Origin of the sequence: Sphingomonas aliaeris, from assembly GCF_016743815.1 — a bacterium.
Taxonomy (GTDB): domain Bacteria; phylum Pseudomonadota; class Alphaproteobacteria; order Sphingomonadales; family Sphingomonadaceae; genus Sphingomonas; species Sphingomonas aliaeris.
Map to the genome: position 1 here is coordinate 789,981 of NZ_CP061035.1, position 23,967 is coordinate 813,947.

Below are 23,967 nucleotides of genomic sequence, written 5' to 3' on the forward strand. Positions count from 1 at the left end.
TCGAAACGAACGGTGTGGGAGGGGAGGGCATTTCCCCGCCCGTTCGTGCTGAGCCTGTCGAAGCACCTGTCGGTGTGCCTGACCTTCGACAAGCTGCGGGCAAACGGTGGTTTGGGACTGTCAGTTCACCGTCACCGGCGATTACGAGCGCCGTATGATGCTACCGGAAATTATCCGCGTAAGCCTGGAGCTTCAGTTTGCGCTCGGGTGCGGGGAACAGGGTGAAGGCGAGGCCTTCGCGCTCGGCATAGGCGACGGCGGCTTCCTGCGTGGGGAAGCCGATGCGGACCTGATCGCGGGTATCGCCGGAGCCGGCCCAGCCGGTCAGCGGATCGGCCTTCTTCGCCTCGGACGGTGCGAATTCCAGCACCCAATTGTCGGTGCGGGCGCGGCCGGACTGCATGGCGTTTTTCGGGCGCTGATAGATGCGGGCGGTGGTCATGGGCTGGTCCTTCGAATCTCGATACGCCTTATCGCGGTTGTCGGGCGCGTGCATCCGCATTTTTCGTCCGCATCGTCGCAGTCGCGGCGGCGGGGTCGTCGGGCCAGGGGTGCCGGGGATAGCGGCCGCGCATCTCGCGCGCGACATCCGCCCAGCTGCCGGCCCAGAATCCCGGCAGGTCGCGCGTCGTCTGGATCGGGCGGCCGGCGGGCGAGGTGAGGCTCAGGACCAGCGGGACGCGCCCTCCGCCGATCGCCGGATGCACCGCCAGCCCGAACAATTGCTGCGGACGAAGATCGACGCGCGGTCCCCCCCTCCGCCGCATAGTCAATCGGATGGCTCGACCCGGCGGGACTGTCGAAATGCGTCGGGGCGAGCCGGTCGATCGCGCGCATCGCATCCCAGCCGACGATACCGCGCAAGGCATCGGTCAGCGCGCCGGGATCGATCGACGACAGGCGGCGCTTGCCCTCCAGCAATGGTGCGAGCCACTCGTCGGCGCGTGCGAGCAAGGCTGCGTCGTCAAGCTCCAGGTCCGCGCCGCCATGCGCGGCGGCAAAGGCGGCGCGGTGGCGAAGCGCGGTCGCCGCGTCGCTCCACGGCAGCAGGTCCAGACCGTGCGCCCGTATGCCATCCAGCAATGCGGCGGCGATGCTCGCGGGGTCGGCGGCGGCATCCGGACCGCTGGCCAGCCGGATCGCGCCCAGCCGCCGTTCGCGCATCGTCTGAACGCCACCGGTCGCCGGGTCGAACGTCACGGTATGGCGCGTCTCGATCCGGTCGCCGAACAACGTCTCGACCGTCGTCAGGTCGATCGCCGCGGCGGAGAGGATGCGGGCGCCCGATGCCATGCCCTGCGTCTCCGCCACCGCGAGCCAGTCGTTGCGCGCCAGCGCGGAGGTCGGATCGAGCCGGAATCCGCGTCCGCCTACCGATGCCCATGTTTCGCCGGATGCGTCGCGACGGCGGGCGATGCGGTCCGGGAAGGCGAGTGCGATGGCGATGGCGACATCTTCCCCCCTTCCGCTTGCGGGAGGGGTCGGGGGAGGGGAGGCTCGGCGGGCATCCCCGACCCCTCCCCAGCCCCTCCCGCGAGCGGGAGGGGAGCAAGGCTGGCCCAGCGCTTGGCCAGCTTGCGCCCGGCCTCGGCGCGTTGCCCGCGCTCGCCACGCCAGCGGCGCAACCGGCTTTCGATATCCGGGTCGTTGCCGCCCAGCCCGCGCTCGCCGAGCAGAACCGCGACCTGTGCGGCGACATCGGCCAGCCCCATCTCGCCTGAGCGGACCAGCATGTGGCCGAGGCGTGGCGGCAGGGGCAGGCGCGCGATGGCGTGGCCGTGCGGGGTCGGTCGCCCGTCGGCATCGATCGCCTCCAGCGCAGCCAGTCGCGATCGGGCCTCCGCGACGGCGGCGGCGGGTGGTGGATCGAGCCAGGCCAAGGTCCGCGGATCGGCCACGCCCCACAAGGCGCAGTCCAAAGTCAGCGCGGACAGGTCGGCTTCCAATATCTCCGGCGGATCGAAGCGTGGTAGGCCGGCGGTCGCGGCTTCCTCCCACAGGCGATAGGCGGTGCCCGGTCCCTGCCGCGCGGCCCGGCCCGCGCGCTGCGTGACGGACGCCTGGCTCGCGCGTTCGGTGACGAGGCGTGTCATCCCCGCCGCGCGGTCGTAGCGCGGGCGCCGGGCCAGCCCGGAATCCACGACGACGCGAATGCCGTCCAGCGTCAGGCTCGTCTCCGCGATCGCCGTCGCAAGCACGACCTTGCGGAGGCCATGCGGGTCGGGCTGGATCGCGGCGCGCTGTGCCGCCGGATCGAGGCTGCCGTGCAGGCGATGCAGTACGATGCCGTCGCCAAGGCCATCCAGCCGCTCGGCCGTGCGTTCGATCTCCGCCACGCCGGGCAGGAAGGCCAGCACGCCGCCTTGTTCCTCGCGCAAGGCGGTGCGGATCGCGGCGGCGACCGAATCCTCGATCCGGCTTTCGGCCGCGCGACCGATATGGCGGAGCGTGAGCGGATAGGAGCGTCCCTCGCTCTCGATCACCGGCCCGCCGAGCAGATCGGAAAAGCGCGCACCGTCCAAGGTCGCCGACATTGCGACCAGCCGGAGGTCGGGCCGCAATGCGCCTTGCACGTCGAGTGCCAGCGCAAGTCCGAAATCGCTGTCGAGGCTGCGTTCGTGAACCTCGTCGAACAGCACCGCCGACACGCCGGCGAGTTCGGGATCGGTCTGGATGCGGCTGACGAAGATGCCCTCCGTCACGACCGTGACGCGGGTGCGTGCCGATCGCTTGCTGTCCATCCGCGTCGCATAGCCATAGGTTTCGCCCAGTTTCTCGCCCGCCTGCGATGCCATCCGTTCGGCCGCGGCGCGCGCGGCGAGGCGGCGCGGGGACAGGAGCAGGATCTCGCCGGTGCACCAAGCCTCCCCCAGCAGGGCCGGGGCGACCGCGGTCGTCTTGCCCGCACCCGGCGGGGCGACCAGCACGGCATTCGTCGCATTTCGCAGCGCGGCGACCAGATCGGGCAGGACCGCGTGGATCGGAAGCGAGGTCATGCGAGATCGAGTTGATTCGGGGCCAAGTTGACGAAGTTGACGACACGTACGTGCCTTTGTCGCCCCCGGTACGGGTTGGTCTGGCCGATGGTGGAGGGAAGGGGTGCGCAATCGGGTCACGTCCGCAATGCTGTGGCACGATCCGCCCGCTGTAGGACAGGGGCATTTTTCTTGGGCGGTTCTATCGTCGTCGTTCCGGACCGTTTCGGGATCTACGCGTCGCAGCGATGTCGGCGGGTATTCATCTACATCATTTGGTGGCCGCGCGGCATCGGTATGCCCGGACGCTACCCACCCCCGGCCCCTCCCTTACAGGGGGGAGCAGGATTGCGGACTCTGGGACGCGTGCGGATTTCGGGAGGATCACGGCCGGGCACGCTTAATCTCGATCGGGTCCTAGTATCTCACGATACCACGATGCTAGCGTGCGCTGCACAACGGAGCATTTGCGTGGCCGGACACGATCATCATCACGGCCACTCGCATGGCCATGGACATTCGCACGCTCAATCGCATGCGGGTCATGGCGGCGGGGGCCATCACGGCCACGATCATTCGCCGCCCGCAAACTTCAGCCGTGCATTCGCGATCGGGATCGCGCTCAATCTTGGTTTCGTGATCGTCGAGGCGACGTACGGGATCGTCGCTGACTCGGTCGCCTTGCTGGCGGATGCGGGGCACAACCTTTCCGACGTGCTCGGGCTGGCGGTGGCCTGGGCGGGCGCGGCACTGGCGACGCGGCCCGCGTCCAAGCGCTTCACCTACGGCCTGCGCGGATCGTCGATCCTGGCGGCCTTGCTCAATGCCTTGCTGTTGATGGTCGCATTGGGCGCGATCGTGCTGGAGGCGGTGCAACGGTTCGGCGAGCCGGCGGGGACGATGGGCACCACGGTCGCCGTCGTCGCGGGCATCGGCATCCTCGTCAACGGCGTCACCGCGTGGCTGTTCGCCAGCGGACGGAAGGGCGACATCAACATTCGCGGCGCGTTCCTGCACATGCTGAGCGATGCGCTCGTCTCCGCCGGGGTCGTGGTGGCGGGGCTGGTCATATGGCGGACGGGGATCGGCTGGATCGACCCTGCCGTCAGCCTGATCATAGCCGCGTTGATCTTCTGGCAGACCTGGGGATTGTTGCGCGAATCCGTCGAGATGTCGCTGGACGCCGTGCCGCGCGGGATCGATTTCGACGCGGTGGAGCAGGCCTTGTGTGGCCTGGACGGCGTCGATCGCGTCCACGATCTGCATATCTGGCCGATGAGCACGACCGAACCCGTACTCACCGCGCACCTCGTCATGCCGGCCGGATCACCGGGAAATGCGTTCCTGACGGCGGCGCGCGCGATGCTGCACGACCGGTTCGGCATCGGTCACGCGACGTTGCAGGTGGAGACTGGCGACGATTGCGACGGGTGTTCGGCGGAGGGCTGAAGCGCCGGCCTCAATACGCCCGCGCAATGGCGAATTCGACTGCCTCGACCATCGCGTCCTTCGCCTGGCCGTTGGCGAAACCGCCCAGCGCATCGATCGCGCGCTGGCCGTAATGGCGGGCGCGGGCGAGCGTATCGTCGATCGCGCGGGTCGAGCGGATCAGCGAGACGGCGTGGGTGAAATCCTCGTCACGCGCGCGGTGACCCTCCATCGCGGCCTTCCAGAAGGCGCGATCCTCGGGATTGCCGCGCGCATAGGCCAGAATCACGGGCAGAGTGGCCTTGCCTTCGCGGAAGTCGTCGCCCGCATCCTTGCCCATCGTGCCTGCGTCCGAAACATAGTCGATCGCATCGTCGACCAGCTGGAACGCGATGCCCAGATTGCGCCCATACGCGTCGAGCGCCAGTTCCTCCGCCTCGGGCCGTTCGGCGACGACCGCCGAAATGCGGCAGGCGGCGGCGAACAGCGCCGCGGTCTTCGCGCCGATAATGTCGAGATAGCGTTCCTCGGTCGTCTCTACCCGGCGCGCCGCGGTCAATTGATGCACTTCGCCCTCGGCGATCACCGCGCTGGCATTGGAGAGGATCTTCAGCACCTTCAGGCTGCCATCCTCGACCATCAATTCGAAGCTGCGGCTGAACAGGAAATCGCCGACCAGCACGCTGGCGGGATTGCCCCAGATGAGGTTCGCGGTGCGCTTGCCCCGGCGCAGGTCGCTGCCGTCGACCACGTCGTCGTGCAGGAGCGTCGCGGTATGGATGAACTCGACCGATGCCGCCAGCCGGTGGTGCCGCGTGCCGGTATAGCCGAGCAGCCGCGCGCTCGCGAGCGTCAGCATCGGCCGCATCCGCTTGCCGCCGCCCGCGATCAAATGACCAGCAAGTTCGGGGATCAGCGGGATCTGCGATTCCATCCGCGCCAAGATCACCGCGTTGACGAGGTTCATATCCCCCGCGACCAGCCGGACCATCGGATCGAGCGAGGGGGCGGTGCTCTTGTCGAGCCGGTGGATGGTGGCGCTCATTGTGCCGCCGATGTGGCCGGGCACGCGGACAAACGCAACCCCAAGCACGCCCCGCCGGGCTTGCACGAAGGGCTTCGCACCCGCAAAAGGCGAGAAATTCGCCGCAGGAGGGTGTGTGACCGACGAAACGCTGAGCGGCTATCGCCAGAGCATCGACAATATCGACGCAGCTTTGGTGTTCCTGCTGGCCGAACGGTTCAAGGTGACTCAGGCGGTGGGGCGTTACAAGGCGGCGACCGACCTTCCCGCCGCCGATCCGAACCGCGAGGAAATGCAGATCACGCGGCTTCGGGGGTTGGCGAAGGACGCCAATCTGGATCCCGAATTCAGCGAGAAGTTCCTGCGCTTCATCATCGACGAAGTGATCCGACATCACGAGAAGTTTGCTTCGGAGGCGTAGGGGCGGGTTTGTTTGGACCCCGGGGCATGCCCTTCGACACGCTCAGGGGGAACGGATGAGTGGAGTTTCGATGGCCCGCCGTAGTGTCGCGGCAACGCCTTGCTGCGGTGTCTAATTCGCCCGTTCGTTTCGAGCGAAGTCGAGAAACCGCTTTGATGGTCCGCGTGGCATGTTTCTCGACTTCGCTCGAAACGAACGGGGCTGGTGGAACCAGAGGATAACCATCGCCGAGCTTCCGGCCCCAGCCGCGCCCGCCGTCAGATATCCCGGCGCAGGTCCGTGCCGACCGTTGCCGCTATGTCGGCGGATTCCAGCAACTGGTCCGCCACGCCGAGCAGGTTCGCCCAGCAGGCCAGCATGCCGGCATCTTCACACAATTTCGCAGCGGCGCGGATGTGCGCCACACAGGTCATGACCGTCATCTCGTCCATCGCAACAAACTCCGATGCACCGCCACCTGTTTTCGACCCCTGCTTGCGACCAGTCACTAACCTAGCGCAACCTGTCGCCCGTTTGCACCCTTTTCGTACAGATCCGACAGGTACACCTCGAACTTGTGATGCGCCGCGGCGGTCAGACGGAACGGCGTTGTGATCAGCGCGTGATTGCCGCCATCCTCATATTCGAGCAGCCCTTCAGCGGCGAGCGCGCGGATCCAGCGCGATCCGGTGGCGAGCGAGATGCCGGCGCGGGCGTGCAACTGTGCGATCGTGATCAGCGTGCCCTCCGCCTCGCAGATATAGGCGGACAGCAACAGGTCCCACGCATGATCGGTGAACAGGTCCGATCCGAACGAGCGCACGCGTTCGCGCCGGCTTTCGAAGACAAGCCGGGCGACGAGCAACAGCCGGTCGGGCGCGACCCATCCCTTCGGGGGCAGGCTCGCCTCCAGCTTGATCTCGATCCGTGGTTCGTCCGGGGTGCCGATCGATCGCAACTGGTTGCGGACCCAGATGTTCGAACCATCCGCCCGGATCAGCCGCTTGAACGTCGCGATCGGCAGGCCGTCCGCGACGATCTGCGCGACCAGCTTGGTGCACCGGTCGCGGTCGCCCAGCGCGGTGATGGCGATCGCGTTCGCGCCGACCAGGCTCTTCTGCTCGCGCATCGTGGCGGAGAAGGCATCATCGGCTTCCAGGATCGTCCCGGTGGCGTCGATGACAATCCGGCCCGCATTCTTCATCTTCGACTTTCCGAATGAGGCGTACGTCGCCCGTGCGCAGCACCGTTACCGTGCGAACGCTACGGAATCCACCACGGATATCAGGAGATTGGGAGGGCAGCGATCGTCGGCGCGCCGCCCTATGCCTTACCGGATGGCGTGCGAGGCGAGGAGCACCGCCTTCAGGCCGTCTTCGACCAGGCGCAGTCCTTGCGCGCTCAGGCGGGTTTCATCGGCCTGTTCGACGACGAGGTTTTCTGCCCGTAACGCGCCCACCCACCGCGCCCCGACATTCGCCGCGACCGTGGTCTGCTCGCAAAGTTGGCGTCGACTCAAGCCGCGTCCGCCGACGGCGTGGGCGACGTACAGCGCCGACAGAAAATCCAGGGAGGGATCGGGAATGAGAGAGGAGGGGAGGTGTGCCATCAACGCCCGCCGCACCGCGATCGAGCGCCGGGCCTGCAAAACCAGTTGATCGGGCGACAGGATATCGTCGTCCTGCGCCTTCTGTCTCGCTGCCTCGCCCGTCATTCCCGCCCCCTGCGTCCGCGAACAGGCCCCCTCCTGTAAGCGATCGGCAGGGTAATCTTTCACAATTTGCGCGGTCCGTCGCTGATTATTCTCAAGTCTCGCAGCTTTTGTAAAATAAAACGAGAAAAGGGGCCCGGTCGCCCGAGCCCCTTTTCTTTGTTCGACTTGGTCGAGCGATCAGTCGCGATCGCCGGTCAGGAATGCGGGTGCGAATTCCGGTGCAGGACCGTTATCGTCGCCCGAACGCTCGGCACGGGGAGCACGCTCTCCGCTGCCGCCGCCATCGCGACGAGGACCACGGCCACCATCGCCATCGCGACGCGGACCACGATCACCCCGGCCTTCGCCGCGCCCGCCGCCATCGCCACGGGGACCACGACCGCCATCGCCGTCACGACGCGGGCCACGGCCCTCGCCACGCGGACGATCACCGCCTTCGCGCGGTTCACGTGCCGGACGGGTATCTTCCAGCTCGGCACCGGTTTCCTGATCGACGACGCGCATCGACAGGCGAACCTTGCCGCGCGGATCGATTTCGAGGACCTTGACCTTCACGGCCTGGCCCTCGGAGAGGACGTCCGAGACCTTTTCGGTGCGTTCGTTGCGGATCTCCGAAACGTGGACGAGACCGTCCTTGCCGCCCATGAAGTTCACGAACGCGCCGAAATCGACCAGGTTGACGACCTTGCCGTCATAGACCTTGCCGACTTCGGCTTCTTCCACGAGTCCCTTGATCCACTTGATCGCGGCTTCGATCTGCGCGTGATCGCTGGACGAAACCTTGATCACGCCCTCGTCGTCGATGTCGACCTTGGCGCCCGTTTGCGCGACGATCTCGCGGATCACCTTGCCGCCGGTGCCGATGACTTCACGGATCTTCGACTTGTCGATCGTGATCGTCTCGATGCGCGGTGCATGGCTCGACAGCTCTTCACGCGTGTGATCGAGCGCCTTGGCCATTTCGCCGAGGATGTGCGCGCGGCCTTCCTTGGCCTGCGCCAGTGCCTTGCCCATGATCTCTTCGGTGATGCCGGCGATCTTGATGTCCATCTGCATCGTGGTGATGCCTTCGGACGTGCCAGCGACCTTGAAGTCCATGTCGCCCAGATGATCCTCGTCACCCAGGATGTCGGACAGGACGGCGAAGTCCTTGCCTTCCAGGATCAGGCCCATCGCGATGCCCGAAACCGGGCGCTTCAGCGGCACGCCGGCATCCATCATCGACAGCGAACCGCCGCACACCGTCGCCATCGACGACGAGCCGTTTGACTCGGTGATGTCGGAGAGGACGCGGATCGTGTACGGGAAGTCTTCCTTCGCCGGCAGGACCGGGTGCAGAGCGCGCCAGGCGAGCTTGCCGTGGCCGACTTCACGACGACCGGGAGCACCGAAGCGACCGACTTCACCGACCGAATAGGGCGGGAAGTTGTAGTGCAACATGAAGTGTTCGTAGTTCAGGCCGTTCAGCCCGTCGATCATCTGCTCCGCATCGCGCGTGCCAAGCGTGGTGGTGCAGATCGACTGCGTCTCGCCGCGCGTGAACAGCGCCGAACCGTGCGTACGCGGCAGGAAGTGCACCATCGCCTCGATCGGACGGATCTGCGTGGTCGTGCGACCGTCGATTCGCTTGCCGTCCTTCAGGATGGCGCCGCGAACGATCTCGGCTTCCAGCTTCTTCATCAGCTTGCCGGCAGCCATCTGGTCCTGCGGTGCGGCATCGGCAAAGGCTTCCTTACCCTTGGCGCGTGCGGCATTCAGCAGGTCCGAACGCTTGGACTTGTCGGTCACCTTGTAGGCGGCGGCGATGTCCTTGCCGATCAGCTTCTTCAGCTTGTCCTTGGCCGCCGACAGGTCGGCCTGCTCGGCCATTTCCCAAGGCTCCTTGGCAGCCTGCTCGGCCAGATCGATGATCAGGTTGGCGGCTTCGCGGCACGCCTTGTGCGCGAACTGGACGGCGCCCAGCATGACCTCTTCCGAAAGCTCCTTGGCTTCGGATTCGACCATCATCACGGCGTTGCCGGTGGCGGCGACGACCAGATCGAGTTCGCCTTCCTTCACCTGCTCCAGCGTCGGATTCAGGATGTATTCGCCGTCGATATAGCCGACGCGCGCAGCGCCGATCGGGCCCATGAACGGCACACCCGAAATGGTCAGTGCAGCGGAGGCCGCGACCATCGCCAGCATGTCCGGCTCGTTTTCGCCGTCATAGCTGAGGACCTGGCAGATCACGTTGATTTCGTTGTAGAAACCTTCCGGAAAAAGCGGGCGGATCGGACGATCGATCAGGCGGCTGGTCAGCGTTTCCTTTTCGGTCGCGCCGCGTTCACGCTTGAAGAAGCCACCGGGGATGCGGCCGGCTGCGGAATACTTTTCCTGATAGTGGACGGTGAGCGGGAAGAAATCCTGCCCTTCCTTCACGGTGCGTGCGGCGGTGACGGCGCACAGCACGACGGTTTCGCCCAACGTGGCGAGCACGGCGCCATTGGCCTGGCGTGCGACGCGGCCGGTTTCCAGCGTCAGGGTCTTGCCGCCCCACTGGGCGCTTACGGTTTTGGTATCGAACATTTTATTTCCTTCACTCCGGGCGCCCTATGCGCCGCGGGGCCTATCTGCGGACTAACCGGTCCGCGCGGTTTCGGGCCTTTCGTGGCCCTGCTTAGCCAAGCCGCCGAATTGCGGGATGGCGAAAGGGGTTGAATATGGAAACGGCGCCCGAAGGCGCCGTTTCGTGACTGTCTGGGTTACTTGCGCAACCCGAGCTTGGCGATCAGATCGGTATAACGCTGACCATCCTTGTGACGGAGGTAATCCAGCAGCGAGCGACGCTTGTTGACCATCATCAGCAGCCCGCGGCGCGAATGGTTGTCCTTCTTGTGCGTCTTGAAATGCTCGGTCAGGTTGCGGATACGCTCGGTGAGGATCGCGACCTGAACTTCGGTGGAACCGGTATCGCCAGTGGCGCGGCCGTGATCCTTGACCAGCGCATCCTTGCGCTCTGCGGTAATCGTCATGTGTATTCGTTCCTCGACATCAATCCAGGTTGAAGCCACGGACGACGCGGACCTCATGGTCCTGAACCTCCACCAGCGCGACCGGGATATCCCCGAAACACGCGAAATGCTGGCCATCGTCTGCGGCGACCCCGACCAAAACACGCCCCTGTCGGAGCGCCCCTGCCTGATCGGAGGTAAGAGGGAGAGCCGGGATGTCGTCCAGCGCCGCCCTCAAGGGCAAAGTTACGTCTTCTAGCGCGCGGGCCATAGCAAGTTCGTCCAGTTTGTCCAGCGATATCGCGCCGGACAGGTCGAACGGACCGGCCTTCGTCCGCCGCAACATCGTCACGTGACCGACCGTTCCGAGCGCCAGCGCGATGTCTCGTGCGAGGCTGCGGATGTACGTTCCCTTGGACACGTGCGCGGTGAGGGTTGCCTCCTCCAGTTCCTCCCCGGCACGGGGAGGGGGACCGCTAGCGGTGGAGGGGACGAGCCGCGAGCGCTCGGCTTGTGGAGGCCCCCCTCCACCATCCGCTGAAGAAGCGGACGGTCCCCCTCCCCGTGCCGGGGAGGAGTGAAGCGAATGGATCGTTACCGACCGGCTCGCCAGCATCACCTCTTCCCCGGCGCGCGCAAGATCATAGGCGCGCTGCCCATCGACCTTCAGCGCGGAATAGGCCGGTGGTACCTGCTCGATCGGCCCGGTGAACCGGCCCAGCACCGCCGCGAGCTGCGCCGATGTCGGGCGCACGTCCGACGTCGCGATCTCCACGCCCTCCAGATCCAGCGTATCCGTCTGCACGCCGAACCGGATCGTGAAGTCGTACACCTTGTCGCCGTCGAGCATCCGCCCGGCGAGCTTCGTCGCCTCGCCGACAGCGATCGGCAGCACGCCCGTCGCCAGCGGATCCAGCGTCCCGCCGTGACCGACCTTGAACTTGCCGTACCCGCCCTGGCGCAGTGCACGCTTCACCGCCGACACGCCCTGTGTCGATCCAAGCCCCAATGGCTTGTCGAGGATTATCCAGCCATGCATCGTCGTCAGACCGTCGCGCCACCGGCCAGTGCCGCGGTGAAATGCTTGCGGCACAAGGCGACGTAGCGGTCGTTCCCGCCGATTTCCGTCTGCCGGCCCTGCGCGACGGGCACGCCCTGCGCATCGACGCGCAGGTTCATCGTCGCCTTGCGTCCGCAGACGCAGACCGACTTGATCTCGACCAGTGAGTCCGCGATCGCCAGCAATCGCGCCGACCCTTCGAACAACTGTCCCTGAAAATCGGTGCGCAACCCGTAGGCCAGCACCGGAACGCCGTGTGTATCGGCCAACGTCGCGAGCTGATCGACCTGCGCCGCTGTCAGGAACTGCGCTTCGTCCACCAGCACGCAGGCGGGGAGGGCCTCGCCCGCACGGTGCACGATCGACAGCAGATCGGTGTCGCGTTCGAACGCAATGGCGTTTTCATGCAGCCCGATCCGGGAAGTGATCGTCCCCGCCGCGAACCGGTCGTCGATTGCCGCCGTGAACAACACCGTCCGCATCCCGCGTTCGCGATAGTTGAAATCGGCCTGTAGCAGGTTGGTGGATTTTCCCGCATTCATCGACGCGTAGTAGAAGTAGAGCTTGGCCATCAGTTGAGCGTCTCGATCGGAACCGGCGTATCCACTCCTGCATCGTTTGCGACCGCTTTGTCGAATGTCGCGAAGCCTGAAGCACCCTTGGCGGCGGCAACATGCATCATATCAGCGAAATCGGCGCCTTCCATCATCCGGGCGAGCGCCCACTCCGCATTTTCAGGAATATCCACGGCATGGGGCAAATCTATGATCATCTTCAGCGCTGCCGCACGTTGCGGTCTGTCCATCCGGTACCGCGATCTGAGAACCCATTCGGCTTCCACCATGACGGTCGCCAACAACACGAAATCCTGATCGAGCGCCGATAGGGCGAGCGCCGCCTGTGCAGCATCGTCCCCGGTAATGAGCCGTACCAGTACGTTGGTATCCACGGCGCGGGTCAGGTGTCGTCCTTCGACTTTGCCGCGAACATCGCGTCGACGGCGGCGTTCATCTCGTCGATAGTCGCAGCCGGTCCTTCGTGCTTGTAGAGCTTCCGCAACTCGGCGACGATCTCATCCGTCGTCCGTCCGCTCTTCTGTTGTGCCGGGCGAAGGAATACGCCGTTGCCCGAGCGGATGACGTCGAGCTTTTGCCCCGCCACAAACCCCAGCGCATCGCGGACATCCTTCGGAATGACCACCTGGCCTTTTTCGGAAAGAGTCGTTTGCGTGTTCACGCTAGTAAGATGCGTCTTACCGGCACCTGAGTCAATCGTCGTCGCTACCTGCCAGATCCCGCGCGACCTTCGGATCCTTGAGTAGCTTGTCGATATGGCTGCCCTCGTCGAAGCTTTCGTCGGCGAGGAATTTCAGCTTCGCGGCATATTTCATCTGCACGCGCGCCGCGGCTTCGCGCTGGAGATAGGCGGTGTTGGTGCGGAGCGCCTTCAGCACCTTTTCCTCGTCTTTGCCGAGCAACGGCTTGATGAACACCGTCGCGTGGCGGAGATCGGGCGACATGCGCACTTCCGTCACGGTGACCATATGTTTGGCAAGCGTCTCGTCATGCACGTCGCCGCGCGCGAGGATGTCGCTCAGCGTATGGCGCATCTGTTCGCCGACGCGGAGCGTGCGGACGGACTTTTCCTGCGGATCGTTGGTCTTCATATCGATGTCCTGGCCCTCCCCCGCGAAACACGGGGGAGGGGCTGAGGATTACAGCGTGCGTTCGCGAAGTTCGACTTCGAACGTCTCGAGATAGTCGCCCGACTTGATGTCCACGAAGTTCGACGTGAACGTCACGCCGCACTCCAGACCGGCGCGCACTTCCGGAACATCGTCCTTGAAGCGACGCAGCGACGCAATCTCGCCCTGGTAGATGATGACATCGTCCCGGGTGATGCGTGCCTTGAGCGCCTTGCGGATAATGCCCTCGGTGACGAGGATACCCGCCGCCTTGCCGTGCTTGCCGGCGGAGAACACTTCGCGGATTTCGGCACGGCCGACGACCGTTTCGAACGCCTCCGGGCCAAGCTCGCCCGCCATGCCGGCGCGAATCTCGTCCGTCAGCGTGTAGATCACGTCGTAATATTTGAACGCGACCTTCTGCCGTTCGGCGATCTCGCGGGCCTTGGCGTTCGGACGGACGTTGAAGCCGATGATCGGTGCTCCCGATGCCCCGGCCAGCGTCACGTCGCTCTCGGTGATGCCGCCGACGCCCGCGTGCAGCACGCGCGCCTTGATCAGATCAGTCGAGATCTTGTTGATCGCACCCACAATTGCCTCGACCGACCCTTGCGTGTCGGCCTTGACCACAAGCGGATATTCGATCGCCTGCTTTTCCTTCAGCGCGCTGAACATCGATTCCAGGCTCGCCGGACCACCGCCCGTGCGCTTGGACGTGATGACGCCCTGACGATATTCGGCGACCTCGCGAGCGCGTGCCTCGTTCTCGACGACCGACAGCGGATCGCCCGCACGCGGCACGCCGGACAGGCCGAGCACCTCGACCGGCATGGAAGGACCGGCTTCCTTGATCTGCATGCCCTTGTCGTTGGTCATCGCGCGGACCTTGCCGCTTTCCGCACCCACGACGAAGATATCGCCGACCTTCAGCGTCCCCTTGTTAACGAGGATCGTCGCGACCGGGCCGCGGCCCTTGTCGAGCTTCGCCTCGATCACCGTGCCCTCGGCGGGGCGATCCGGATTGGCCTTCAGTTCGAGCAATTCGGCCTGCAGCTGGATCTTCTCGATCAGCTCGTCCAGCCCGGTCTTCTGCAGCGCGGAGACTTCCACGTCCTGCACGTCACCGGACATTTCCTCGACGATCACCTCATATTGCAGCAGTTCCTCGCGGACCTTCTGCGGATTGGCGCCGTGCTTGTCGACCTTGTTGATCGCGACGATCATCGGTACGCCCGCCGCCTTGGTGTGGTTGATCGCCTCCACCGTCTGCGGCTTGATGCTGTCGTCCGCCGCCACGACGAGCACGACGATATCGGTCACGTTCGCGCCGCGCTGGCGCATTTCCGTGAACGCTTCGTGGCCCGGCGTATCCAGGAACGTCACCTTGGACTTGTCCTTCAACGTGACCTGATAGGCGCCGATATGCTGCGTGATGCCGCCGGCTTCGCCGCGCACCACGTCGGTGCCGCGCAACGCGTCGAGCAAAGAGGTCTTGCCGTGATCGACATGGCCCATGATCGTGACGACCGGCGGACGCGGCTTCAGCGTATCTTCCGCATCGGCATCCGTCTCGATCGCGATATCGATATCGGAATCGCTGACACGGACGATGTTGTGGCCGAATTCGGTGACCAGCAACTCGGCCGTATCCTGATCGATCGTCTGCGTCATCGTGACGGGCATGCCCATCTTGAACAGCGTCTTGACCAGATCCGCACCCTTTTCGGCCATGCGGTTAGCGAGTTCCTGAACCGTGATCGCTTCCGGAACGACGACGTCGCGAACCTGCTTGGCCTGCGCCTCGCGCGGGCCGCCGAGACGGCGGTTTTCCTTTTCGCGGGCCCGCTTCAATGCCGCGAGCGAGCGCGCACGCGCGCCATCGCCATCGTTCAGCGCACGGTTGACGGTCAGCTTGCCGCCGCGACGTTCGTCACCGGTACGGCCACGCGACGGAGTCTGCTGCGGACGTTGCAGCGTCTCGCCGGCGCGCTTGATCGGGCTGCCGGGCGTCGCCGGAGCCGCGGTGCCGGTCGCCGCCGGGGCGGGAGCCTCGGGCTGCGCGACGGGGGCGGGGGCGGGCTTCGGCCGTTCCGGACGCGGCACGGGCGTGAAGCGGCGCGGTGCCGGCATGCTCGGGTCGAGACCGAAGGTCAGCGGAGCGGGCGCGGGCGCAGGAGCCGGGGCAGGCGCGGGTGCCGGAGCAGGCGCGGGGGTCGGCGCCGGAGCGGCCGCTGGCTGTGCCGCAACCGGAGCCGGTGCGGCAGGAGCCTCGGGCGCAGGCGTCGGGGCAGGGGCCGCGACGGGCTGCGGCGCGGGTTCGGGCGCGGCGGGGCTGTCGGCGGCATCGCCCGCACGACGGGCTTCTTCGGCCCGCTTGCGTTCGGCTTCCTGCGCTTCGATCCGCTCGCGCTCTTCGCGACGACGCGTTTCCTCGAGCGCGTTCATCCGCGCCTCGTCCGCCTCACGCAACAGCTTGGCCTGCAATTCCTGACGGGACAGCAGCGAGTTGCCCGGCGACTGCGCGGGCGAAGGCGGCGGGGGCGGCGGTGCGGGCGGTGCCGCGACCGGTGCCGGAGCGGCGTCCTCCACGGGCGGCGCTTCCTGCGCGGCGCCAGGCCCCAGGATGCGACGGCGCTTCACTTCCACGACCACGGTGTTCGAGCGGCCATGGCTGAAGCTCTGCTTCACCTTGCCCGTCTCGACCGTGCGCTTCAGCCCCAGCGGCGCGCGCATGCCCAGTTTCGGCTTTTCGTTTTCGGTATCGCTCACTCGAATTCCTCGTAACTATCTTCGGCCGTATCGTCGATCGCGTCACCGGCGTTTTCGGGGAACGCCGATGCGCCCTGCGAGGCCGTTTCGCAAGGCGGGAGAATTGGGTCAGGGCCGATGAAATGCAGCCAGCGCTCAAGCGATTCTCGCACGCGCTTCGCCGCATCGGGATCAGTCAGGCCTATATGTACCACATTTTGCCTGCCCAGTGCCACGGCCAATATGGTGCGGGGCACCGGCAGAACCAAGCCCCTTACGTCTTCGCCTTCGCGATCCGACCCGACACGCCATGCCTGGTCGAGTTTCCGGTTGCCGTCGGTACCCGCGTCGCAGGCGTGAAGCAGCAGGTGAAGCTTGCCCGACCGCGCCGCCGTCTCGATCTTCTCCGCACCGGAAAAAGTCCGCCGGAGCGCGACTCGAGCCCGAGCCGGTCCAGTGCGGCGCGTTCCAGCGCGGCTTCGATCTTCGCCGGCAGATCGTCGGGAATGTCGATCGGCCCAGTCTTGAACGCCCGGGCGAGTGCGCCCTTCAGCTTGCCCTTGGCGATCGCCGTTTCCAGCTGCGCCCTGGTAACCCCGATCCACGCCCCGCGACCGGGCGCCTTGGCCCGCACGTCGGGCAGCACCGCACCGTCCGGCGACAGTGCCAGCCGCACGAGCGCGGCCCGCGGCGCGCGGTCGCCCAGCAGGATACACCGGCGGATGGGGTCGTTATTCCCCTCCCGCTTGCGGGAGGGGTCAGGGAGGGCGTATTCGCGGCGGAAGGACTGACTTCGGTCCCTCCCCGGCCCCTCCGGCAAGCGGGAGGGGGGAAGATGTGGCGCCTAAAGTGTCATCGCGAGGATTCCGCATGAGCGTCCTCCTGCGATTTCGGCGCATCCCGGTCGGCGATCAGTTGTCCGCCCGCGCCGTAATTCTCCGTGCTCACTTCCTCGATCACGATCTGCACCGCATTCGGGTTCTTGCCGAGGCGCGCGACCAGGCTGGCGGTGACGTCCTCGACGATCCCGGCTTTCTGGTCGCGGCTCGCCGAGCCCGAAATGCGGATGCTGACGAACGGCATCAGGCCTCTTCTTCCTCGAACCAGTGCGCGCGCGCGGCCATGATGATCTCGTTGCCCTGCTCGTCGGTCAGGCCGTATTCGCCAAGCACGCCGCCCTTGTCCTCTGGACGCTTGTTGTCGCTCTCTGCGCGGCGGCGCTGTTCCTGGCGCTTCTTCTGCACCAATTCGTCGGTCGCCAGATCGGCGAGATCGTCCAGCGTCAGGATGCCAGCCTTGCCGAGCGTGACGAGCATCGCTTCGTTCAGGTGCGGCAGCGCCGCCAGGTCGTCCGAAACGCCCATCTCGCGACGGGTGGTGCGGTTGGCTTCCTCGCGACGTTCCAGTGCTTCGGTCGCGCGGCTCTGCAGCTCTGCGGCCAGATCCTCGTCGAACCCTTCGATCATGGCGATTTCGCTCGCCTCGACATAGGCGACCTCTTCCAGCGCGCCGAAGCCTTCGGCGACGAGCAGCTGTGCCAGCGTCTCATCGACGTCCAGCTCGGTCTGGAACATCTCGGTCCGCTCGGCGAATTCCTTCTGGCGCTTCTCGCTCGCATCCTGTTCGGTCAGGATGTCGATCGCCTTGCCGGTCAGCTGCGACGCGAGGCGGACGTTCTGGCCACGACGGCCGATCGCCAGCGACAGCTGATCGTCCGGAACGACGACCTCGATCCGGTCCTCTTCCTCGTCGATCACGACGCGCGACACGCTGGCCGGCTGAAGCGCGTTGACGACGAACGTCGCGGTGTCCGGCGACCAGGGAATGATGTCGATCTTCTCGCCCTGCATTTCCTGCACGACGGCCTGGACGCGGCTGCCCTTCATGCCGACGCATGCGCCGACCGGATCGATCGAGCTGTCATGCGAGATAACGCCGATCTTCGCGCGCGAACCCGGATCGCGGGCAGCGGCCTTGATTTCGATGATGCCGTCGTAGATTTCGGGCACTTCCTGCGCGAACAGCTTCTTCATGAAGTCGGGATGCGCGCGGCTGAGGAAGATCTGCGGACCGCGATTCTCACGGCGGACGTTCAGGATCAGCGAACGGATGCGGTCGTTGACGCGCACAACTTCGCGCGGGATTTGCGCATCGCGGCGGATCACGCCTTCCGCACGGCCCAGATCGACCACGACGTGACCGAATTCGACGCGCTTCACCACACCGGTGATGATCTCGCCCATGCGATCCTTGAATTCCTCATACTGACGCTCGCGCTCGGCATCGCGGACCTTCTGGAAGATCACCTGCTTGGCGGCCTGTGCGGCGATGCGGCCGAATTCGATCGGGGGCAGCGGATCGACGATATAGTCGCCGACGACCGCGCCCTTCTGAAGCTTCTCGGCTTCCTTCAGATTCACCTGCTTGAAGTAATCGTCGACCTGCTCGACGACCTCGACGACGCGCCACAAACGCAGGTCGCCGGTCTGGCCGTCCAGCTTCGCGCGGATGTCGTTCTCGGCGCCGTAGCGCGAGCGGGCGGCACGCTGGATCGCGTCCTCCATCGCCTCGATCACGATCGCCTTGTCGATCATCTTCTCGGTCGCGACGGCATTCGCGATGGCGAGCAATTCGGCCTTGTTGGCGGAAACGGCGCTGAGAGCCATGATTTATCCTTCGTCCTTATGCGCGCTTTCCAGCGCCTCTTCGTCTTCGAATTCTTCTTCCTCGACACCCTCGACCGACAAAGGCCGGGTCGCGGCGATCAATGCATCGGTCAGGACCAGCTTGGCATTGCCGACCTGATCGAAACCGATCGTCATCAGGCCGTGCTTGGGCAGGTCGATCGTGATCCGGTCGCCGTCCACACCTTTCAGCATGCCGGTCAGGACCTTGCGGCCCTCGACCTGTTCGGTCAGCTGGATCCGTGCCTCATGTTCGGCCCAGTCGCTGAAATCCTTCAGTCGCGTCAACGGCCGATCGATGCCGGGCGACGACACTTCGAGGCGATATTCGCTCTCGATCGGATCCTCGGCATCCATCACGTCCGAGATGCGGCGCGACAGATCGGCGCAGTCGTCGATCGTCAACTGGCGCGTATCGGGGCGTTCGGCCATCACCTGCAACGTCAGGTCGCCCGCGCCGCCGAACATCTTCACACGCACGAGATCGAAGCCCAGGGCCTCGGCCTCGGGAGCGATCAATGCGGTCAGTTTCGCGGTATCGACCAACTAAGTTCCAGACATGAGCGTTCGGCGCCGGAACCGGGTGGCTCCAGCCTCTTCACCTGACGATGTAGAGAGTGAGGGCGATATAGTCCCAAGCGGCGCCGCTGGCAAGCATCCAACCGGGACGAACTGCGTTAGCATCATGACCCTATGGAAAACGGAATTATCATGCGCCCAGTTACACTTGCCTTGCCCGTCCTCCTGATCGCCTGCAGCGGCAATGCGCCGGCCGCACAGGAAGCGGCAACCGCCACCGCCGCCAACCCGGCCGCGACGGTGTTGGACAAGCCGTTCGCTCAAACGGTCGTCGCCGATTTCGATGCGCCCTGGGCGATGACGTTCCTGCCCGATGGCAGCATGCTGGTGACGGAGAAGCAGGGCCGCATCCTGCTCGTCTCCGCCGATGGCAAGAAGCGGGAGGTCGTCGCGAACGTCACGGTCGATTCGGCGGGGCAGGGCGGCTTGATGGACATCGTTCCCGCGCCCGATTTCGCGACCAGCCAGCGCGTGTATTTCAGTTACTCCTCATCGCAGATCGAGGGACAGTCGGGCGGCAAGGCGGTGATCCTCGCGCGCGGGCGGTTGCGGCCCGATGGCGGCGGGAAGGGCGGCGAGCGGCTCGGCGAGATCGAGGCGCTATTCAACGGCACGCCGCTGGTGCCGGGCAACGGCCATTATTCCGGCCGGATCGCGTTTTCGCCCGATGGCAAGTATCTGTTCTTCACCGCGGGCGAGCGTCAGAAATTCGAGCCCGCGCAGGATCCCAAGGCGACGCTCGGCAAGGTCCTCCGCCTGACGCTCGACGGCAAGCCGGCACCGGGCAATCCGCTGGCGGCACAGGGATTCCACCCGGCCGTCTGGTCCTATGGCCACCGCAACCTGCTTGGCATCGCGTTCGATGCGCAGGGCAATCTGTGGGAGCAGGAAATGGGACCGAAGGGCGGGGACGAGGTGAACCTGATCCTGCCCGGCAAGAATTACGGCTGGCCCAGGGCGTCCAACGGCAGCCATTATGACGGGCGGGACATTCCCGATCACACGCCGTCCGACGGATTCGAGGCACCGAAAGTCTCGTGGAACCCCGTCATCTCGCCCGGTGGGCTGATGATCTATTCGGGCAATCTGTTCCCGGCGTGGAAGGGCGATGCCTTTATCGGCGGCCTGTCGTCACAGGCGCTGATCCGCGTCGACCTGAACGGTACGAACGCCGCGAAGGGCGACCAGTGGGACATGGGCGCGCGCATCCGAGAGGTCGAGCAAGGCCCCGACGGCGCGATCTACGTGCTGGAGGATGGCAAGGATGGATCGCAAGGTCGCCTGATCAAGCTGACCCCGCGCACATGACCGCTCAGTCGCGGACGATCAGATAGTTCATCCGCGCCGCGGCGATCGGCTTGGCGGGATCGTCCTGCCAGGCCGTCGCCTCGACATTGGCGACGCGTTTGCCCAGCCGCGTGACGATGCCGCGACTGTAGGTCAGCTTGTCGCGCCCGCCGCGCATGAAATCGACGGTGACGTTGATCGGCTTGATCCGGCCGCCGCCCTCTTCCTCCAGCGCGCGGCGCAGTGCGACGATCGCCGCCATTTCCATCAGCCCGCTGATCGCGCCGCCATGCAGGAAGCCGGGCCGCCCGAGCACGCCATCGGCATAGGGCATGACCAAAGTGCAGCCGTCTTCATGGTCAGGATCGATGCGGAGGCCGAGTGTTTCGGCATAGGGCGGCAGCATCAGAAATAGCCCTCCGGCGCCATGAACGTGCCCGCGACATGCGCAAGCGGATCGTCCGGATCGCCGTCATGCGCCTGCCCGCGCACGAACGCGATCGAGCGCGTGACGCGGTAGCATTCGCCGTGTCCGATCACCGTTTTGCCGGGAGTCGCGGGACGCAGATAATCCACCCGCAGGTCCAACGTCGCATGCGCGCGAAACCCGTTCAGTTTCAGCCACACCGACATGCTGGTCACCATGTCCATCATCGACAGGATCGGCCCGCTGGCGATCACGCCGCTTTCCGGATCGCCGATCAGTCGCGGATCATAAGGCATCGCCATCTCCGCCCAGTCGGGACCGTGCGCATGATAGCTCATGCCCAAATGACTGCCGTGCCCACCGGCGCCATTCTTCAGGAAGCGTCGGGGATCAAAGACGAAGGCTGGCGGTGTGGTCATGCGCGCAGGCTCTACACATCCGTCGCGGGGAGGCAAATGGGGCCCGGGGACCGCGCATCGGTTTCCATATTGCCGCCCGCGAAGAGGCAGCCTAGCTTCGGTTGCAAAATACAACCGATAGGAGAGACGGGTGCATCCCAGCGTCCATGCCGCGACTTATGCGGACAAGCCGGCCCTGATCGTCGCGGATAGCGGAGAGACGATCAGCTATGGCGAACTCGACCGCCGTTCGAACCGCGCCGCACACCTGTTCCGCGACCGCGGGCTGGCCGCGGGAGATACGATCGCGATCTTCCTGGACAACGTTCCCGAATATTTCGACCTGGTTTGGGGCGCACAACGCAGCGGGCTGTTCTACGTCTGCATCCCGTCGAAACTGACCGCACCCGAAGTCGAGTACATCCTGCGCGATTCCGGTGCGAGGCTGCTCGTCACCGGCGAGGCGCTTTCGGCGGTGGCGGCGCAGGTCGATCTGGGCGACTGTACCGGCTTCGCGCTCGGCCCGGTGGCGGGGTATGACGACTGGCGAAGCGCGGTCGCCGCGATGCCGGACACGCCGATCGCGGACGAACGCGCCGGTGTCGACATGCTCTATTCGTCCGGCACGACGGGACGGCCGAAGGGCGTGCGCGTCGCCCTGCCCGAGGATCCGGCGATCGCCGCGCCCAACGTGCTGATGCAACTGGCGCAGGCGCTGTACAAACTGAATGGGGACACGATCTATCTCAGCCCTGCGCCGCTCTATCATGCCGCGCCGCTGCGCTGGTCGATGACCGTGATGCGGCTGGGCGGGACGGTGGTGATGATGCGCCATTTCGATCCCGAGGCCGCGCTCGCCGCGATCCAACGCTACAAGGTGACCGCCAGCCAGTGGGTGCCGACGCATTTCGTGCGGATGCTGAAGCTCGATCCCGCGGTTCGTGCTGCACACGATCTGTCCACGCTGAAGGTCGCGATCCACGCCGCCGCGCCATGCCCCGTGCCGGTCAAGCATGCGATGATCGACTGGTGGGGTCCGGTGCTGTTCGAATATTATGCCGGGTCGGAAGGGAATGGCCTGACCGCGATCGATTCGCCGGCCTGGCTCGCGCACCCCGGATCGGTCGGGCGTGCGGTGTACGGCGCGCTCCACGTCTGTAACGAGGCGGGCGAGGAACTCGGCGCGGACGAGGAAGGGCTGATCTATTTCGGCGATGGCGGCACGTTCGAATATCATAACGATCCCGACAAGACCGCCGAGGCGCGCCATCCGAAAGGCTGGACGACGCTGGGCGATATCGGGCGGATCGATGCCGACGGCTTCCTGTATCTGACCGATCGCAAGAGTTTCATGATCATTTCGGGCGGGGTGAACATCTATCCGCAGGAGATCGAGAACCGGCTGATCACGCATCCGCGCGTCGCCGATGTCGCGGTGATCGGTGGGCCGGATGCGGAGATGGGCGAACGAGTCATCGCGGTCGTCCAGCCGGTCGACATGACCGAAGCGGGCGACGCGCTGGCGGCCGAACTCACCGCATGGTGCCGGGCCGAACTGTCGGGCGTGAAGACTCCGCGTCAGATTGACTTCGCCGCCGAACTGCCCCGCCACCCGACCGGCAAATTGTACAAGCGCTTGCTTCGCGATCGCTATTGGGGCGAGAGCGACAGTCGGATTGTGTGACCAGAAACAGATCAAGCGCCGTGTGGAGAGACTGACATGAACGACCGCGTATCCATCACCGTCACCGACCAGATCGCCGACGTGAAGCTGACCCGCGCCGACAAGATGAACGCGATCGACCCGGCGATGTTTGAAGGCATCGGCGCGGCGATCGACGAACTGGCGACCCGCACCGACGTGCGCTGCGTCGTCCTGTCGGGCGAGGGGCGGGCCTTTTGCGCCGGGCTGGACATGGCGAGCATGGCCGCGGGCGGATCCGGCACCGGGCATGAGCGCAACGAACAGGGCAGCATCCTGCCGCAACACGTCACCTGGGGCTGGCGCAACCTGCCGATGCCCGTGATCGCGGCGGTACACGGCGTCGCGATGGGTGGTGGTTTCCAGATCATGAGCGGCGCGGACATCCGCATCGCCGCGCCCGGCAGCCGCTTTCGCGATCCGCGAGACCTATTGGGGCCTCGTGCCGGACATGGCCGGTTTCCCGATCTGGCGCGGGCTGGTGCGCGACGACGTGCTGCGCGAACTCGTCTACACCGCGCGCGAATTTGGGGCGGAGGAGGCGCTGTCACATGGCTTCGTCACCCGCATCGCCGACGATCCCCACGCTGCCGCGATGGACCTCGCTCGCGCGATCGCCGGCCGTAGCCCGCATGCGATCCGCGGTGCCAAGCGGCTGTGCAATATGGCGCACGACGCCGATCCCCGGGCGATGCTGGTCGCGGAGACGGACGAACAGATCAAGGTGATCGGCAAGCCGAACATGATGGAAGCCGTCGCCGCCAACATGGGCAAACGCGCGCCAGTGTTTCAGGATTGACGCTCGGCACGAATGGATGGGATTGAAGCGGGATGGCATAACGCCGACCTTTTCCTCGGCGGCTTCCA

Annotated in this window: 22 protein-coding genes and 3 pseudogenes; 5 read left to right on the forward strand and 20 right to left on the reverse strand. The window is 65.6% G+C overall.

The annotated features are described in order from the left end of the window. Positions 1 to 160: 160 nt before the first annotated feature. Both H5J25_RS03425 and hrpB read right to left on the reverse strand, forming a co-directional pair. Positions 161 to 442, reverse strand: coding sequence for an ETC complex I subunit (locus H5J25_RS03425; protein WP_202094759.1), 282 nt, complete (start codon positions 440 to 442; stop codon positions 161 to 163). A 28-nt stretch (positions 443 to 470) separates the two neighbouring features. Next, positions 471 to 2,996, reverse strand: a pseudogene (hrpB, locus tag H5J25_RS03430) (ATP-dependent helicase HrpB). A gap of 450 nt (positions 2,997 to 3,446) precedes the next feature. Here hrpB and H5J25_RS03435 point away from each other — a divergent pair. Then, the gene (locus H5J25_RS03435; protein WP_225883324.1) at positions 3,447 to 4,424 is read left to right on the forward strand and encodes a cation diffusion facilitator family transporter; all 978 of its coding nucleotides are present in this window, start codon (positions 3,447 to 3,449) and stop codon (positions 4,422 to 4,424) included. Positions 4,425 to 4,434: 10 nt separating this feature from the next. Here H5J25_RS03435 and H5J25_RS03440 read toward each other — a convergent pair whose 3' ends face one another. After that, positions 4,435 to 5,448, reverse strand: coding sequence for a polyprenyl synthetase family protein (locus H5J25_RS03440; RefSeq protein WP_202094761.1), 1,014 nt, complete (start codon positions 5,446 to 5,448; stop codon positions 4,435 to 4,437). Between the two features lie 115 nt (positions 5,449 to 5,563). Between H5J25_RS03440 and H5J25_RS03445 the strand changes: the two genes are divergently transcribed. Beyond that, positions 5,564 to 5,848: a chorismate mutase gene (locus tag H5J25_RS03445; RefSeq protein ID WP_225883325.1), complete on the forward strand. Its 285-nt coding sequence runs from the start codon at positions 5,564 to 5,566 to the stop codon at positions 5,846 to 5,848. Between the two features lie 257 nt (positions 5,849 to 6,105). Here the strand turns inward: H5J25_RS03445 and H5J25_RS03450 are convergent, their stop codons facing one another. From H5J25_RS03450 to rimP, 15 genes and pseudogenes are all read right to left on the reverse strand, one after another. Next, entirely contained in the window at positions 6,106 to 6,279 is a 174-nt protein-coding gene (locus H5J25_RS03450) for a hypothetical protein (RefSeq protein ID WP_202094762.1), read from the reverse strand. Between the two features lie 56 nt (positions 6,280 to 6,335). Beyond that, on the reverse strand, positions 6,336 to 7,031 hold the full coding sequence (locus H5J25_RS03455; RefSeq protein WP_202094763.1) for a PAS domain-containing protein: 696 nt from the start codon (positions 7,029 to 7,031) through the stop codon (positions 6,336 to 6,338). A gap of 126 nt (positions 7,032 to 7,157) precedes the next feature. Next, entirely contained in the window at positions 7,158 to 7,541 is a 384-nt protein-coding gene (locus tag H5J25_RS03460) for a hypothetical protein (RefSeq protein WP_202094764.1), read from the reverse strand. 177 nt (positions 7,542 to 7,718) lie between these two features. Then, on the reverse strand, positions 7,719 to 10,106 hold the full coding sequence (gene pnp / locus H5J25_RS03465; protein WP_202094765.1) for a polyribonucleotide nucleotidyltransferase: 2,388 nt from the start codon (positions 10,104 to 10,106) through the stop codon (positions 7,719 to 7,721). Between the two features lie 176 nt (positions 10,107 to 10,282). Then, positions 10,283 to 10,552: a 30S ribosomal protein S15 gene (gene rpsO, locus H5J25_RS03470; RefSeq protein ID WP_055776754.1), complete on the reverse strand. Its 270-nt coding sequence runs from the start codon at positions 10,550 to 10,552 to the stop codon at positions 10,283 to 10,285. Between the two features lie 19 nt (positions 10,553 to 10,571). Further along, complete coding sequence (gene truB / locus H5J25_RS03475) at positions 10,572 to 11,570, reverse strand: tRNA pseudouridine(55) synthase TruB (RefSeq protein WP_202094766.1); 999 nt, start codon at positions 11,568 to 11,570, stop codon at positions 10,572 to 10,574. A 5-nt stretch (positions 11,571 to 11,575) separates the two neighbouring features. Then, positions 11,576 to 12,163 (reverse strand): thymidine kinase, encoded by a 588-nt coding sequence (locus H5J25_RS03480; RefSeq protein ID WP_202094767.1) that lies wholly within the window; start codon positions 12,161 to 12,163, stop codon positions 11,576 to 11,578. Then, positions 12,163 to 12,540 (reverse strand): PIN domain-containing protein, encoded by a 378-nt coding sequence (locus tag H5J25_RS03485; protein WP_225883326.1) that lies wholly within the window; start codon positions 12,538 to 12,540, stop codon positions 12,163 to 12,165. Before H5J25_RS03485 ends, H5J25_RS03480 begins: the two co-directional genes overlap by 1 nt. A gap of 8 nt (positions 12,541 to 12,548) precedes the next feature. Then, positions 12,549 to 12,827, reverse strand: a complete 279-nt coding sequence (locus tag H5J25_RS03490; RefSeq protein ID WP_202094768.1) for an AbrB/MazE/SpoVT family DNA-binding domain-containing protein — start codon at positions 12,825 to 12,827, stop codon at positions 12,549 to 12,551. 31 nt (positions 12,828 to 12,858) lie between these two features. After that, positions 12,859 to 13,257 (reverse strand): 30S ribosome-binding factor RbfA, encoded by a 399-nt coding sequence (rbfA, locus tag H5J25_RS03495; protein ID WP_202094769.1) that lies wholly within the window; start codon positions 13,255 to 13,257, stop codon positions 12,859 to 12,861. 48 nt (positions 13,258 to 13,305) lie between these two features. Further along, positions 13,306 to 16,044 (reverse strand): translation initiation factor IF-2, encoded by a 2,739-nt coding sequence (gene infB, locus H5J25_RS03500; RefSeq protein WP_202094770.1) that lies wholly within the window; start codon positions 16,042 to 16,044, stop codon positions 13,306 to 13,308. Then, positions 16,041 to 16,747: pseudogene (locus H5J25_RS03505) on the reverse strand (DUF448 domain-containing protein). Before H5J25_RS03505 ends, infB begins: the two are co-directional and overlap by 4 nt. A 128-nt stretch (positions 16,748 to 16,875) precedes the next feature. Beyond that, positions 16,876 to 17,106 carry a tautomerase family protein gene (locus H5J25_RS03510; RefSeq protein ID WP_202094771.1) on the reverse strand — a complete coding sequence of 77 codons (231 nt, stop codon included), beginning with the start codon at positions 17,104 to 17,106 and terminating at the stop codon, positions 16,876 to 16,878. Further along, positions 17,106 to 18,689 (reverse strand): transcription termination factor NusA, encoded by a 1,584-nt coding sequence (nusA, locus tag H5J25_RS03515; RefSeq protein ID WP_202094772.1) that lies wholly within the window; start codon positions 18,687 to 18,689, stop codon positions 17,106 to 17,108. The genes H5J25_RS03510 and nusA overlap by 1 nt, the downstream gene beginning before the upstream one ends. Positions 18,690 to 18,692: 3 nt before the next feature. Beyond that, complete coding sequence (gene rimP, locus H5J25_RS03520) at positions 18,693 to 19,253, reverse strand: ribosome maturation protein RimP (protein ID WP_202094773.1); 561 nt, start codon at positions 19,251 to 19,253, stop codon at positions 18,693 to 18,695. 165 nt (positions 19,254 to 19,418) lie between these two features. Between rimP and H5J25_RS03525 the strand changes: the two genes are divergently transcribed. Further along, positions 19,419 to 20,594, forward strand: a complete 1,176-nt coding sequence (locus H5J25_RS03525; RefSeq protein ID WP_202094774.1) for a PQQ-dependent sugar dehydrogenase — start codon at positions 19,419 to 19,421, stop codon at positions 20,592 to 20,594. A gap of 4 nt (positions 20,595 to 20,598) precedes the next feature. On the opposite strand, the gene H5J25_RS03530 is transcribed toward H5J25_RS03525, so the two are convergent. Next, positions 20,599 to 20,979, reverse strand: coding sequence for a PaaI family thioesterase (locus tag H5J25_RS03530; protein WP_202094775.1), 381 nt, complete (start codon positions 20,977 to 20,979; stop codon positions 20,599 to 20,601). Then, on the reverse strand, positions 20,979 to 21,419 hold the full coding sequence (locus H5J25_RS03535; protein ID WP_202094776.1) for a PaaI family thioesterase: 441 nt from the start codon (positions 21,417 to 21,419) through the stop codon (positions 20,979 to 20,981). Before H5J25_RS03535 ends, H5J25_RS03530 begins: the two co-directional genes overlap by 1 nt. 130 nt (positions 21,420 to 21,549) lie before the next feature. Here H5J25_RS03535 and H5J25_RS03540 point away from each other — a divergent pair, with 130 nt between their 5' ends. Further along, the gene (locus H5J25_RS03540) at positions 21,550 to 23,082 is read left to right on the forward strand and encodes an acyl-CoA synthetase (protein ID WP_202094777.1); all 1,533 of its coding nucleotides are present in this window, start codon (positions 21,550 to 21,552) and stop codon (positions 23,080 to 23,082) included. Between the two features lie 36 nt (positions 23,083 to 23,118). Beyond that, positions 23,119 to 23,899, forward strand: a pseudogene (locus H5J25_RS03545) (crotonase/enoyl-CoA hydratase family protein). Positions 23,900 to 23,967 lie beyond the last annotated feature (68 nt).

What these genes read in the sequence shown, in the direction of transcription:
- H5J25_RS03440 (WP_202094761.1), bottom strand. Translation starts at nt 5,448, where the DNA reads ATGAGCGCCACCATCCACCGGCTCGACAAGAGCACCGCCCCCTCGCTC.
- truB (WP_202094766.1), bottom strand. Translation starts at nt 11,570, where the DNA reads ATGCATGGCTGGATAATCCTCGACAAGCCATTGGGGCTTGGATCGACA.
- H5J25_RS03450 (WP_202094762.1), bottom strand. Translation starts at nt 6,279, where the DNA reads ATGGACGAGATGACGGTCATGACCTGTGTGGCGCACATCCGCGCCGCT.
- rbfA (WP_202094769.1), bottom strand. Translation starts at nt 13,257, where the DNA reads ATGAAGACCAACGATCCGCAGGAAAAGTCCGTCCGCACGCTCCGCGTC.
- nusA (WP_202094772.1), bottom strand. Translation starts at nt 18,689, where the DNA reads ATGGCTCTCAGCGCCGTTTCCGCCAACAAGGCCGAATTGCTCGCCATC.
- pnp (WP_202094765.1), bottom strand. Translation starts at nt 10,106, where the DNA reads ATGTTCGATACCAAAACCGTAAGCGCCCAGTGGGGCGGCAAGACCCTG.
- H5J25_RS03455 (WP_202094763.1), bottom strand. Translation starts at nt 7,031, where the DNA reads ATGAAGAATGCGGGCCGGATTGTCATCGACGCCACCGGGACGATCCTG.
- H5J25_RS03525 (WP_202094774.1), top strand. Translation starts at nt 19,419, where the DNA reads ATGCGCCCAGTTACACTTGCCTTGCCCGTCCTCCTGATCGCCTGCAGC.
- H5J25_RS03535 (WP_202094776.1), bottom strand. Translation starts at nt 21,419, where the DNA reads ATGACCACACCGCCAGCCTTCGTCTTTGATCCCCGACGCTTCCTGAAG.
- H5J25_RS03510 (WP_202094771.1), bottom strand. Translation starts at nt 17,106, where the DNA reads ATGCCGTTCGTCAGCATCCGCATTTCGGGCTCGGCGAGCCGCGACCAG.
- H5J25_RS03460 (WP_202094764.1), bottom strand. Translation starts at nt 7,541, where the DNA reads ATGACGGGCGAGGCAGCGAGACAGAAGGCGCAGGACGACGATATCCTG.
- H5J25_RS03425 (WP_202094759.1), bottom strand. Translation starts at nt 442, where the DNA reads ATGACCACCGCCCGCATCTATCAGCGCCCGAAAAACGCCATGCAGTCC.
- H5J25_RS03530 (WP_202094775.1), bottom strand. Translation starts at nt 20,979, where the DNA reads ATGCTGCCGCCCTATGCCGAAACACTCGGCCTCCGCATCGATCCTGAC.
- H5J25_RS03480 (WP_202094767.1), bottom strand. Translation starts at nt 12,163, where the DNA reads ATGGCCAAGCTCTACTTCTACTACGCGTCGATGAATGCGGGAAAATCC.
- rpsO (WP_055776754.1), bottom strand. Translation starts at nt 10,552, where the DNA reads ATGACGATTACCGCAGAGCGCAAGGATGCGCTGGTCAAGGATCACGGC.